Origin of the sequence: Sulfurospirillum halorespirans DSM 13726 (genome assembly GCF_001723605.1) — a bacterium.
GTDB classification, from domain to species: Bacteria; Campylobacterota; Campylobacteria; order Campylobacterales; family Sulfurospirillaceae; genus Sulfurospirillum; species Sulfurospirillum halorespirans.
In genome coordinates, this window is the sequence record NZ_CP017111.1 from 939,954 (window position 1) to 952,106 (window position 12,153).

The 12,153-nt window shown below is 43.0% G+C and carries 11 protein-coding genes; 7 read left to right on the forward strand and 4 right to left on the reverse strand.

All coding sequences use genetic code 11. The annotated features are described in order from the left end of the window. Nucleotides 1-155: 155 nt before the first annotated feature. Complete coding sequence (locus SHALO_RS15335; RefSeq protein ID WP_069477562.1) at nucleotides 156-1,484, reverse strand: TIGR04283 family arsenosugar biosynthesis glycosyltransferase; 1,329 nt, start codon at nucleotides 1,482-1,484, stop codon at nucleotides 156-158. Further along, nucleotides 1,466-2,557 carry a phosphotransferase gene (locus SHALO_RS04635; protein ID WP_069477563.1) on the reverse strand — a complete coding sequence of 364 codons (1,092 nt, stop codon included), beginning with the start codon at nucleotides 2,555-2,557 and terminating at the stop codon, nucleotides 1,466-1,468. Before SHALO_RS04635 ends, SHALO_RS15335 begins: the two co-directional genes overlap by 19 nt. Before the next feature lie 221 nt (nucleotides 2,558-2,778). On the opposite strand from SHALO_RS04635, the gene SHALO_RS04640 reads away from it, so the two are divergent. From SHALO_RS04640 to SHALO_RS04660, 5 genes are read left to right on the forward strand one after another with little or no spacing between them, the layout of a single operon-like run. After that, on the forward strand, nucleotides 2,779-3,225 hold the full coding sequence (locus SHALO_RS04640; protein ID WP_069477564.1) for a rhodanese-like domain-containing protein: 447 nt from the start codon (nucleotides 2,779-2,781) through the stop codon (nucleotides 3,223-3,225). Continuing rightward, nucleotides 3,225-3,896, forward strand: a complete 672-nt coding sequence (locus SHALO_RS04645; RefSeq protein WP_069477565.1) for a TVP38/TMEM64 family protein — start codon at nucleotides 3,225-3,227, stop codon at nucleotides 3,894-3,896. Before SHALO_RS04640 ends, SHALO_RS04645 begins: the two co-directional genes overlap by 1 nt. Before the next feature lie 58 nt (nucleotides 3,897-3,954). Next, a complete protein-coding gene (locus SHALO_RS04650; protein ID WP_069477566.1) occupies nucleotides 3,955-4,989 on the forward strand; it encodes a heterodisulfide reductase-related iron-sulfur binding cluster in 1,035 nt (344 codons plus the stop codon). Nucleotides 4,990-5,024: 35 nt separating this feature from the next. Further along, nucleotides 5,025-5,630 (forward strand): TVP38/TMEM64 family protein, encoded by a 606-nt coding sequence (locus SHALO_RS04655; protein ID WP_069477567.1) that lies wholly within the window; start codon nucleotides 5,025-5,027, stop codon nucleotides 5,628-5,630. Continuing rightward, nucleotides 5,620-8,610, forward strand: coding sequence for a DUF5714 domain-containing protein (locus SHALO_RS04660; protein ID WP_069477568.1), 2,991 nt, complete (start codon nucleotides 5,620-5,622; stop codon nucleotides 8,608-8,610). The genes SHALO_RS04655 and SHALO_RS04660 overlap by 11 nt, the downstream gene beginning before the upstream one ends. A 1-nt stretch (nucleotide 8,611) precedes the next feature. Here the strand turns inward: SHALO_RS04660 and SHALO_RS04665 are convergent, their stop codons facing one another. Together SHALO_RS04665 and SHALO_RS04670 are read right to left on the reverse strand one after the other, a co-directional pair. Continuing rightward, nucleotides 8,612-9,472 carry an EamA family transporter gene (locus tag SHALO_RS04665; RefSeq protein WP_069477569.1) on the reverse strand — a complete coding sequence of 287 codons (861 nt, stop codon included), beginning with the start codon at nucleotides 9,470-9,472 and terminating at the stop codon, nucleotides 8,612-8,614. Nucleotides 9,473-9,581: 109 nt separating this feature from the next. Further along, on the reverse strand, nucleotides 9,582-9,794 hold the full coding sequence (locus SHALO_RS04670) for a 4Fe-4S dicluster domain-containing protein (RefSeq protein WP_051492669.1): 213 nt from the start codon (nucleotides 9,792-9,794) through the stop codon (nucleotides 9,582-9,584). 268 nt (nucleotides 9,795-10,062) lie between these two features. Between SHALO_RS04670 and SHALO_RS04675 the strand changes: the two genes are divergently transcribed. Continuing rightward, the gene (locus SHALO_RS04675; RefSeq protein WP_069477570.1) at nucleotides 10,063-10,950 is read left to right on the forward strand and encodes an AraC family transcriptional regulator; all 888 of its coding nucleotides are present in this window, start codon (nucleotides 10,063-10,065) and stop codon (nucleotides 10,948-10,950) included. 192 nt (nucleotides 10,951-11,142) lie between these two features. Beyond that, entirely contained in the window at nucleotides 11,143-12,054 is a 912-nt protein-coding gene (locus SHALO_RS04680) for an aromatic alcohol reductase (RefSeq protein ID WP_069477571.1), read from the forward strand. Nucleotides 12,055-12,153: the final 99 nt, after the last annotated feature.

Genomic DNA, 12,153 nt, shown 5'->3' on the forward strand with positions numbered 1-12,153 from the left:
AAAAGGTACTGTCACTGTTTTAATTTCCATTAAACGTTTAAAGAGCCCTCTATGCGGTGAAAAATTATAGCAGTTTATTGTTAAATTGCTAAAGCATGTCAAGATGCGAAAATCTCAATAAACGACCAAATTTTCATCGCAAGAGTGCGTGGTGCTCAGTTTTTATGGTGTGGTGTGTAAAAGCGTGAAAATTTGGTGGGCGAAACGCCAAGCCAGTATAAAAAGCTTAACGTACGGTTGCGAAGCGTGACATAAAAAATCCCTTCTTTATGCCATCGGCGCGGTGATGTAAAGACTTTGGACTTTATAAGAGTGATTTTTTGACCTCGTTTTTTAAGCCGTTTCATGATCTCCACATCTTCCATCAATGCAATCTGCGCATACCCTCCAAGCGTTTTGAAAAACGAAGCTTGGAAAAAATGGGCTTGATCGCCGTAGGGAATTTTCGTTATTTGGGTGCGAAGATTTGCCATCGTTTCGATGAAAAAAAGCCCCAGATGCGAGGTGTTAATGCCAAGGCTAAAAGCCCCCGCTTTGTTTACATGTAAAGCGTTTTCGATCTTTTTATCCCAATGATAGGGCAAAAGCGTGTCGGCATGTAAAAAAAGAAGCATTTTTCCTCGTGCCTTTCGCGCCCCCTCATTCATCTGCGTACTTCTGCCTTTAGACGAAAAAGCGACACGAACAGCACTTACATGTAAACGCTCCACGGTGGTTTTTTCATGCGTGTCAACCACGATGATTTCGTAGTTTTGGGCGTGTGCCATCGCTTTGAGATGGAAAAGCGTGTGAAGCAGTGTCTCATCTTCATGATAGACAGGAATGATGACACTGATGCGCGGAAGGTCGCTTAAAATGTCCTGCGCGAACTTGCTTAGAGGCGAGAGTTTTTCTTTACATGTAAACGCGCGCAAGTCCTCTAACGTGTCGATGTCACGCAGCATTTCTCCTTTGGCGACACGAAGAGGCGAGAGTTTTAAAAGCGTGTTGGCATAGACATCGCTTTGACTGTAGGTGATGCCCTCAAACGCCTCTTTGCAAAAAGTGTGTGCGTGAAAACCGATGAGGTAGTAGCCGCCATCTTCCGTGGGGGAAAGGATCGCATCATGGTTGCAAAGATGGGTAAATGCCTCTTCTAAAAGGCGCCCATCTACGTCAGGAATGTCTGAACCCACTAAAATCGCACGTTTATAGCCTTTGGCAAACACTGCTTCAAAAGCGTTTTTCATACGCTCGCCTAAGTCGTTTCCACTTTGGTAAAAAAGTGATTTTTCCTCCAAATATGAGGGCAAAGCGGTGCGCTCTTCATCATCGTACGCTACGATGACATCGGTGTTTTGTGGCACGGTGAGGTTCAAAAGGTGTTCACACATCAAGCAGTAAAGTGTGGTCGCATTGTCGGTTCCAAGACCTTCTGCCAGACGTGTTTTAACACGCCCAAGAACCGGCGCTTTCATAAAAAAGATCAGTGCGTTTTGACGCATAAATGCCGCTCCACAACCTCGATAAAATCTTCAAAACGCTTTACATGTAAAAAGGATTCAACCAATTCAATGCTCAGTTTTTCGCACAGCACGTACGCTTTGGTTTTAGCTTCCAATGGCTCAATTGCTTCCAGCGGTTTGGCTTTGGCAGGTACGACCAAACGGCGCGAAAGTTCAGTGCCACAAAACCCAATGCTGTGTTGGATGATGTGCAAAGGCACGCTCTGCATGTTCGTTTCAAACGCTTTCCACAGTGCGCGAACGATGGGCTGAAACTGAACGGGTTTGTGCATAAAGCAGTTGTAAATCTCCCCAAAAAGGATGTGCGCCAACAGCGTGCCGATGTCAAATCCTAACGGTCCCCAAAAGGAGAATTCTGCGTCGATGATGGCGAGATTTTCATGTTTGATCATCACCGAGCCTGTATGCAAATCGCCGTGAATCAGACACTCTTTTTCGTTTTGAAACAGGTTTAAAAGCACGTCAATATTTTCTAGGAAAGTCGCACTTTTAGGCGCAGGGTTAAAGTATGAAGGCAGCATTAACGCAGGGTGGTTTTCAATGTATGGAAAAATGAAAATATACTCTTCGCTAATGCGCTTGAGTGTGGTATTTTCATAGTAATTCGCTTCGTGTTTAGGAGGCGCTTTCGTGTAAAGTGTTGCTAAAAATGCGCCCAGTTTGGCGTACAAGGAGAGCGCAATAAACTGATCGAACTGCGCTGTTTGCAAGAGTTTATAGCCCACAAGATCTTCCATCGCAAAGCAAAAAGAGGCTTCATCGAGGTGGTAAAGCGTTGGAATGAGTGAGGGAGCAATGCTTTTAAAGTAGCCAAGCGTGTGCATCTCGACGCAAATACGGTTCTGCGGAAGCGGAAAGTCTTTGCCCAAAAGCCTAAGATAGGGTGCGGCGTATTTGAGAATGAGCGAAGTGCCGCTTTGATCGCTGATGCGAAAGATAAAATTTAAATTACCATCGCCTATCTCTTCCACGCGTAAAGGTGGGTTTTGAAAAAAAGCGTTTAAAGCCGTTGTACGGTCGATGTAGCTTCGTATCTTATTTTCAGTCTGCACGATTAAAATCCTTACATGTAAAAGCGCCATTATAGCAAAACCAGTCAATAAACATTGACCATGTTAACCTTTTTCTAAGTCACAATAGCTTATGATAACACCCAAATCATGTAACGGCTTAAGGTTTAAGCGTACATCAAAATGACATGACACTGCTCTTTTTGATATATTGGACTTCTTTCATAACCCCTTACATGTAAACATTTCCCTTAGGAGAATCGATGAAACTCTCTTCATTGTTAGCGTTATCCATTGCAGCATTATTGCTTATTGGATGTGGCGGAAAAGTTGAGCCAAAGGCTAAATACAACTACATTACGGCAGAGGAAACGGCAAAGTTGATGCGTGAGGACGCTTCTAAAATCGTGCTTATAGACATTCAAGAGAAAAAAGATTTTGAGGAAGAGCACTTAAAAGGTGCGCTTGAAACGTATGCGTACCCTGTTAAAACCGAGGATGAAAAAGCGCGACTTGCGGCATTGCTTCCTCAGATTAAACCTGATCAAAAAGTGATTATCGTCTGCCCAAGAGGCGGTGGAGGAGCAGATCGCGCGTATGACTTTTACCTTGAAAAAGGGCTCAAAAAAGAGCAACTCTTAACGCTCAAAGACGGTCAATACGGTTGGCCTCGCGATAAAATCAAAGACGTTTTAGCCGTCAGCAAATAATGCTCAAACCCTCTAAAATCGCGATACTGCTCTTATGCGGTGTCGCACTTACCCTTTTTTTCATCTGCCCTCAGACACGCCATTACTTTTTTGAGTTGATTGCCCTGTTTCAAAGCCTCGACATTGAAACTATCAAAGCGTACATTCTCTCTTTTGGCATGTTAGCACCGCTCATCTCGTTTTTACTGATGGTGTTTCAAGCTATACTAGCCCCTTTGCCTGCGTTTCTCATCACCTTTGCCAATGCGGCATTGTTTGGCTGGGTATACGGAGCTGCACTTTCATGGTTTAGTGCTATGGTTGGAGCACTGTTATGTTTTTACATCGCCAAGTTTTTGGGGCGCGAGGTGGTCGAAAAACTGACGAGTAAAATGGCGTTGGAGAGTGTGGATGCTTTTTTTGAGCGTCATGGAGCCTACGCGATTGTGATCGCACGATTGCTTCCGTTTATCTCGTTTGATGTGGTCAGTTACGCCGCAGGGTTGACTTCGATGAGACTGAGCTCTTTTTTGATTGCGACGGGTTTGGGGCAACTACCTGCAACGCTTGTGTATTCGTACGCTGGGGAGATGCTTAGCGGTGGCGCGAAGACGATCGTTTATGGACTCTTGATTTTGTTTTCCGTTTCTATTTTGGTCTATCTGATCAAGCGAGTGTATCGTGGAAAGTGAGATTAACGCGTATGAAAAGGCGTGCGTAGATTGCAGAAGCTGTATGAAGGGCTGTCCAATGCTCTACGGCTTCACCATCTCGCCCAAAAAATTGCTGAGCAAATTCACGACAGAACTTCCGACAAGCGATATGGCATTTGCCTGTGCCAACTGCGGACTCTGCGCGCACATGTGCCCACAAGACATCGACTTTGGAAAGGTGTTCACCGCTTCTAAAACAACGTTTGCAGATGATAAAAACGTGTTGAAAAAATACGGCTATGGTGCGGTCATCTTCCACCAAAAAAGTAGTTTTTCAAGACTTTTTTCTACTACAAAAAAGTTTACAACGGGAGAGTACACCCATATGGCATTTATGCCTGGATGTGCGCTTAGCTCGTACTCTCCTAGTCTTGTTCATAGCGTATTTTCGTATTTGCGTTCCAAATGCTCTGGCATTGGCATCATTCAACAGTGCTGTGGCACGCCCACACGCATGATGGGCGATATGGCGCAGTTTAAAACGTACCACTCTCAGCTTGAGCGTGATCTTGAAAAAATGGGTGCAACGACCGTTGTGACGGCATGCGAAAACTGCTTTATGAGCCTCAAAACGTACGCGCCACACATTAAGATCGTCTCACTCTATTCACTATTAGCCCAAATTGGACTGCCCGAAGCGGCAAAAGCACGCCATAAAAATGCGCCCAAAATGGCACTGCATGACCCGTGTCCGACGCGCTATGAAAAAGAGATTCACCAAGATGTGCGCACGCTTTTAGCACAGATGGGACAGCCTTTTGAAGAGTTCAAACAGAATCGTGAAAAAACGCTCTGTTGTGGCAGTGGTGGCATGTTGGAGCTGACCCATTCGGGCTTGGCGCATGAGCAGATGCGTTCTCGTGCCCATCAAACCGAGTGCGAGAGCATTGTCAGTTACTGCCAAAGTTGCGCTGAGTCGATGAGCAAAGGGGGTAAAAATGGGGTACATCTACTTGATCTCATCTTTAATCCTGATTTTGCGATGAAACAAGAAGCACAGGGAACGCTTAAAAAATGGTACAACCGTTTTCGTTCACGCCAGAAAATCAGCGCCTTAAAGGATAACGCATAAAAAAGGTCACTCTTTTTTTAGCCTTTGGCATCTTGATGTTTCTCTTTTATAAAACGGGCGTGCTCTCTTACGCGCAAGTCGAATCGATCAAAAGTTTTGTGCTTGGCTTTGGCATCTATGCACCGCTTATCTTCATAATTCTTTTCACGCTCGCACCCCTTATCTTCTTCCCTGATGGTATTTTGGCTCTTGCGGGTGGGCTTATTTTTGGGTTTGCGTGGGGAAGCGTTTACATCATCGTGGGTGCGCTCTGTGGGGGAACTTTGTCCTTTTACCTAGCACGACTGTATGGCAATAAAATGCGCGAAAAATTGGCGCATGAAAAACTGATAAACTTTCAAAAAAGCGTTCAAAAGCATGGATTTGTGATGATTTTACTGTTGCGATTGGTGCCTTTGGTTCCGTTTAACATCATCAGTTACAGCGCAGGGTTTTCAAAGATTCGCTACCGTGATTTTCTCTTCGCAACGCTTTTGGGCATGTTGCCTGGCGTTTTGGTGTACGCGAATATCGGAGCGCAATCGCTGAGTTTTGGAAGCCAAGAGTTTTACATCTCCGTTGGCTTATTGGTCGTGCTTGTGATGGTCTCGATGGTTTTAAAACAACGTGTGAAAAAGAGGTTAGAAGCGTATGAAAAGTAGTTGGCAGAGAATTGTTTTTGAAGAGCGTCCGATTTATGTACACCGCCACAGTGCGGACTGGTTTGTGCCCAATGCACATGCCGACGCGTTATTGCAAAGTGCGGAGAAAAGCCTTGCGTTTGAGCAGTTAAAACACCGCATTTCAGAGCCAAATCCGCGGCATTACACGCCAAAACAAACGTCTAAAACAGCCCTTCACGAGTTTTGGATACACCTCACCAACCGTTGCAATCTTAGCTGTACGCACTGCCTTTTTAGCTCTTCGCCCACCGAAAAAGATACGCTGAGTTTGGAAGAAATTATTTTACATGTAAACGAAGCGTACACCCTTGGCTGTCGGCTTTTTATCATTTCTGGTGGCGAACCGTTGGTGCATCCTGAGTTGTTGGCGTTGGTGGAGTTGATTTTAGCACTCAGCGACACCGAAGTGGTCATCTTGACCAATGGCATGTTACTTGAAAAACTCTTTACATGTAAAGAGTTCCCCACATCTCGTCTGCATTTTCAAATCAGCCTTGATGGACTGCCTAATGAACACGATGCGATTCGTGGACGTGGGAGTTTTGAGAAGCTTGAACGCAACATTGTTTGGCTTCAACAAGCGGGTTATTCGTTCTCACTCTCCGTCTGCTTGCATCCTCTAAATATTCAGAGTTTAGAAGCCATTATTGCGTTGGCAAGTGAACTTCAAGTGGGGCATTTGCATTTCTTGTGGTATTTCTCGCGTGGTCGTGGTGAAAATGAGGGCTTGATAGCGCATGACACGCTTTTTAATGCTCTGATTAATGCCTATGAAAAAGCACAAAATTTAGGCTTAGTTATTGACAATTTTGAAACCTTAAAAACGCAAATTTTTGCCCCAAAAGGCACGGTGCATGACGGCTCTAGTTCAGGACGCAGTTCCATCGCTTTAGGCTACGATGGGCACTTTTACCCGAGTGCGGCGATGGTCGGTGAGAACGCACTTTTAATGGAAGGCAAAAGCATCGACGAAGCGCTTGAAAGTAGGGTGGCTAAAGCGATTGCGTCGCATTCGATTACGTCTCTCACCTCTCCGCTTCGCTTTTTACTCGGAGGAGGCGACTTAGATCACAGTTTTTCCCATGCTAAAACGTTTATGGGCGATGACCCCTATGAACCGCTTTTGGAAAAGCTCGCATTGTGGCTGATTTTTCAAGAAGCGAAGCGGTTTGAGCCTTTACATGTAAAGCCTGCTTTGTGTTTGGAAATGGGCGACATCTTGCAGAGTTGTGGGGCGAACGAGGGCGTGGCACATACCCATGCGAACTGTCTGCTTGCCACAGGCGAGAGCGAGTCGTTGCGCCTTGTCAAAGCCTTTTACCATGACGCGGCATTGGAGAACAAGGAAAGCATCCTCAATCCTGCATGCTACGAAGAGCAGTATCTTGAACAGATCCCTGCGCATTTGCGATTCCGTGGGTACGGCTGTGGCAGTCCTATCTTAGATGCGAAGCTCAAAGAGGGTGAATCCATGCTAGACCTTGGTTCTGGCAGAGGCATTGAGTGCTTCATCGCCGCTAAACTCGTGGGGAAAAGTGGACGTGTTGTGGGTGTCGATATGCTCGAATCCATGCTGAAAATAGCGCGAAGTGGGGCAGAAGAGGTGGCGCAAAGTCTTGGGTATAGCAATCTCACCTTTGCCAAAGGCTACCTTGAAGCACTGCCAGAGGAAGAGGGGAGTTTTGATGTCATCACCTCTAACTGCGTGCTCAACCTTTCCAGTCACAAACGCAAACTCTTCGCGGAGATCTTTCGCGTACTTAAAAAGGGCGGAAGGCTTGTGGTCTCCGATGTCATTTGCGATGAAGAGGCAAGTGCGCTCATCCGCAACGACGCGAAACTAAGCGGCGAGTGCATCGGTGGCGCACTCACACAAGTGCATCTTTTAGGACTGCTTCGTGAGAGTGGTTTTGAGAACATTGCGCTTATCAAACGCTTTTTTTACCGTGAAGTGCAAGGGCATACGTTTTACTCGCTCACGTTTGAGGCACATAAGCCAAGCGAACAAAAACAGGTGGAAGTCATCTACAAAGGTGTGGGCGAAAGCCTAGCATTGGAGAATGGTGTGGTGCTGTTTAAAGGCATCAAAACACACATCGATGAGGCGTTGGCGAAGCGGTTGGAAAACGAGCTGTTTCTACTCGATGAAAAGGGAAATGTCACCAATCAAGAGGGACAAAGCTGTTGTTGTGCGACACCACCTGAATCCAAACCGAGCCTTTTACTCAGTCCCAAACCAACGGCAAAACTCTCTTTTAGTTTAACACCACCAAAACAGCGCCATAACTGCATGGTCTGCTCCTCAGAGCTTGTATATAAAGCAACACTTGAAGAAGCCACATGCTACTACTGCGGAAGTGTGAGTCATCAAAGCGTTACATGTAAAGAGGGTCATTATGTCTGCGATGCGTGTCATGCGAAAGAGGCGCTCAGCGTGATAGAGCACATCTGTGCAACATCCAAAGAGCGCGATATGCTCAAACTGTTTCAGCAGATCCGTGAGCATCCAAGTATTCCAAAACACGGACCAGAGCATCATGCGATGGTGCCAGCCATCATCGTGACAGCCTATAAAAACAGCGGTGGCAAAGTGAGTGAAAGCGCACTTAAAACCGCGATTTCAAGAGGTTCTAGCATTATGGGTGGCGCGTGTGGGTTTTTGGGTATCTGCGGTGCGGCAAGTGGCGTTGGCATCGGCTTTGCCATTCTTTTAGAGTCTTCGCCTGTAGCAAAAAAAGCGCGCTCCTCTGCTCAAAAAGTAACGTACGCCGTACTGGGAAAAATAGCTGAGTACGAAGCAGCGCGCTGTTGCCACAGGGAAGTCTGGACAGCGCTCAACATCGCTTCGTCGCTCTCCGAAACCTTTTTACATGTAAAGCTTTTGGCGCAAATGGAAACGAAATGCGATCAGAAGAGATTCAATCAGTATTGCTACGGAAAAGAGTGCCCGATCTTTTAAATCAATGGGTCTGGTAACGTTTCATAAAAAAATGATGCAACCACAACGAAAAGGCGATGACACCGCTTCCCAAAGCAAGCAAGGTGTAATTGGTCGGTGCTCCCCAAATCAGAAGGTTCATCACCAATCCTGCGGGAACTAAAGCGTTGTTCATGATGCCAAGCACGCCTGCATCGACTTCGCACGCGCCCTTGTTCCACAAAAAATACCCAAGCCCTGAGGCTACGATGCCCAGCCACAGTAAAACGCCCCATTGTGTGAAGGTTGGGGAGAGTTTTTCTGTGTTGCCAAACCATCCAAACGCGACTAAACTGACGATCAAGGCTCCAAAATGAAAGTACCCAAACACATCGCGTTGTGAAATGTCTTGATGCGACTCCATCACTTTTTTATACGCACTTTGCCCGATGGCAAAACAGATATTGGCCCCTTGAACCATCAAAAACCCGGTGATAAACTGCGATGTCACATCGTGATAACGGATGATATACGCTCCCAAAACCGCCACGCCCGTGCTCACAAGGTAGAGGGGTTTAAATTGAGCTTTTAACGCGTCATAAACCAAGGTCACATACATGGGGGTAAAAATGGTAAAAAGAATGACTTCATGCACGGTGAGAAACAAAAAAGATTGGTAGAAAAAGAGGTACATTATGCCTATTTGCACACTGCCGATCAGCATAATTTTAAGCTTTAATTCTGTGGCAATACCTCGAAATTTTGTGAGAGGTAAAAAGATGAGTGAGGCAATCGACACACGCACCAAGACGGCAAAATAACTATCGATTTTTCCTGCTAAAACTTCACCAATAAAACTAAATGAAAACGCCCAAATAAGCGTCACCACAATCAAATATCGCATAGGTATCCTTCAAAAAATGAAGCCATTACTATACCATGAGGATGATTATGTTTAACGTAAAAAAGTGTGAGAAGAAAAAAGGCAGGGTTAACTGCCTTAAGCGTGTGAATTAAGCACCTAAAACAATACAGCCCTCTGTTGGACAGGCTTCGATACATGCAGGTGATGAATGATGACCGACACACTCAACACATTTGTCTGCAAAAACATAATAGGTCTCAGCGCCCGTTGGGTTCTCGCTATCATCAACAATAGCCTCCACAGGACACTCATCGATACAGGCGCCACATGCAATACAAATATCCGTAATTTTCGCTGCCATAACTTTTCCTTGTTTTGTTTTTTCGTTCATCAAGACAACATCTCTCAAAACGTTTTATCGAAAAATAGTACAGTAAGTTCGTAGCATGAAAATAGCTTTATATCTAAATTAATTTTATTAATCTTTTATGTTCATATTATGAAGAAGTTAGCGAAAGTTTAATTGTATTTCTTTTGACTGATTAAGTATGCGCTAGTCATATTTTATATTACGCTATCATTCTTCAAAAATAGTAAAGATAAATAAGAGATAAAAGGTTATATTTTTCATGAATAAAACAATAGTGAATAAGCTCAATACATTTTTAAAACAAGATGGTTTTTACAATACTTTTTTAGATGAAGTAAAACTATTAAAAATAAGTGCACCCATGGTTTTAAGTCCTTGTATTTATGATAACTGGATTGTTTTTACGTTTCAGAATAGTAAAACTGTTAAATTAAATAACCATACTTTAGAATATAATGAAAGTAATTATTTAGTGGCTTCATCAAAACTACCACTGGAAAGTCAAACAGATTTTGCTTCTGAGGCAGAGCCAATGATAAGCATGATTATTTCAATCGATTCGAATGAAATACATCAACTGATACAAGAGTTATCGCCAGGGTTTCCTCTTCAAGATACGGATACTCTGCAAGGGACCTTTGTAGATAGAGTGACACCTGAAATAGAAAATATTTTATATAGATTGATAGAAGTTATAAAATCAAAAGAGGAATCAAAAATCTTAGGTAAATTACTTCTTAGGGAACTGTTTTATAGGGTCTTAAAAGGTGAAAATTCAAAATTTCTCTATAAATTATTTGATCAATCTTCAAAAGAAGCAAAGATTGCAAGAACATTACAAACGATACATAATGACTTTGCAAATGATCTCGATATAGAATCTTTAGCACGAAAAGAGGATATGAGTGTCGCTTCTTTCCATACCCATTTTAAAAATATTACGGCACATAGCCCTTTACAGTATATAAAAAAGATTCGTTTAGCAAAAGCAAGAGATTTAATTATCCAAGAAAAACTAAAAGTAAATGAAGTGGCTATCAAAGTGGGATATGATAATATTTCTCATTTTAGTAGGGAGTTTAAAAAATACTTTGGTTTTTCTCCAAAGGATACAAAAGCATCTTATGAAGAGTATGATTTAGAATAAATCTCTACTTTTCATATCTTGAATTGGTACTACACTTTAAATCTCAAGAATCTGAATATATCTCCAATGCCTTTCATTTAACGGTAAGCTGCTTTATAGAATTATGCATACAATTTATAGAAATTTCTATTTACATAATTAGGTGTAAAAAATATACTAACCAGATGCATATGAATAAATAAAGGAGAACAAATGAATGATAGCATTCTTATTATTGGAGCTGGAGAACTAGGTCTTGCAATGATAGACGCATTTGCTAAAAAGTTAAAAACAAATCAAGGATCCCTTAATGTTTTACTCAAAAAGGAATCAATAGAATCATCCGATAAACGCAAAATTCAACGCCTTTGTGACTTTGAAATGAATCATATAGGCGTTACTACGGGTGACCTAGAAAAAGATTCAATAGCAACGCTTAGTGGCATTTTTTCTAAGTTTGGGACGATCATTAATTGTAGTGGTTTTGTAGGTGGACAAGGAACACAGATTAAGATTACCAAAGCAGTGCTGAATGCTCAGGTTCCCACCTATGTGCCTTGGCAGTTTGGTGTTGACTATGATATTGTTGGAAAAGGAAGTGGACAACCTGTATGGGATGAACAATATGATGTTCGAGAATTATTACGTTCTCAAAACACGACTGACTGGATAATCGTCTCTACGGGGATATTTACCAGTTACTTATTCTCATCAGATTTTGGAATCGTCGATCTTAAAGAAAAAATAGTTCACGCACTAGGAGATTGGAATTATAAAATCACGGTTACAACCCCTGAAGATATTGGTCGATTAACTGCGGAGATTGTTTTTTTTGTACCTAAGATCAAGAACGAAATAGTTTTTGTTGCAGGCGATACACTCTCGTATGAAGAGCTAGCCAATATAACTGAACATGTCGTAGATGAACCGTTCAAAAGAGAGTTACTCTCTATGAGCGACTTAACTAAAGCAATAGAGAAAGATGAAAATAATGTAGCTGCCAAATACAGAATCGCTTTTGCAAGACCCGATGGAGTAGCTTGGGAAAAAACAGCAACATTCAATTTCCACCACAATATTGAAGTATCTGATGTCAAAGACTGGTTAATGAAGAGTATGCGTTAATTTAGTGTGAGCCAAAATAAAAAAGAAAGATACCGTGCTACTTTTTGATAGTCTCCACTTTTTTCCATAAATGTAGTAAGACGCTATTCATGTTCTCTA

Coding starts and splice junctions, on each gene's coding strand:
- SHALO_RS15335 (WP_069477562.1), bottom strand. CDS start 1,484: ATGCGTCAAAACGCACTGATCTTTTTTATGAAAGCGCCGGTTCTTGGG.
- SHALO_RS04680 (WP_069477571.1), top strand. CDS start 11,143: ATGAATGATAGCATTCTTATTATTGGAGCTGGAGAACTAGGTCTTGCA.
- SHALO_RS04665 (WP_069477569.1), bottom strand. CDS start 9,472: ATGCGATATTTGATTGTGGTGACGCTTATTTGGGCGTTTTCATTTAGT.
- SHALO_RS04660 (WP_069477568.1), top strand. CDS start 5,620: ATGAAAAGTAGTTGGCAGAGAATTGTTTTTGAAGAGCGTCCGATTTAT.
- SHALO_RS04640 (WP_069477564.1), top strand. CDS start 2,779: ATGAAACTCTCTTCATTGTTAGCGTTATCCATTGCAGCATTATTGCTT.
- SHALO_RS04655 (WP_069477567.1), top strand. CDS start 5,025: ATGTTTCTCTTTTATAAAACGGGCGTGCTCTCTTACGCGCAAGTCGAA.
- SHALO_RS04675 (WP_069477570.1), top strand. CDS start 10,063: ATGAATAAAACAATAGTGAATAAGCTCAATACATTTTTAAAACAAGAT.
- SHALO_RS04645 (WP_069477565.1), top strand. CDS start 3,225: ATGCTCAAACCCTCTAAAATCGCGATACTGCTCTTATGCGGTGTCGCA.
- SHALO_RS04650 (WP_069477566.1), top strand. CDS start 3,955: ATGCTCTACGGCTTCACCATCTCGCCCAAAAAATTGCTGAGCAAATTC.
- SHALO_RS04670 (WP_051492669.1), bottom strand. CDS start 9,794: ATGGCAGCGAAAATTACGGATATTTGTATTGCATGTGGCGCCTGTATC.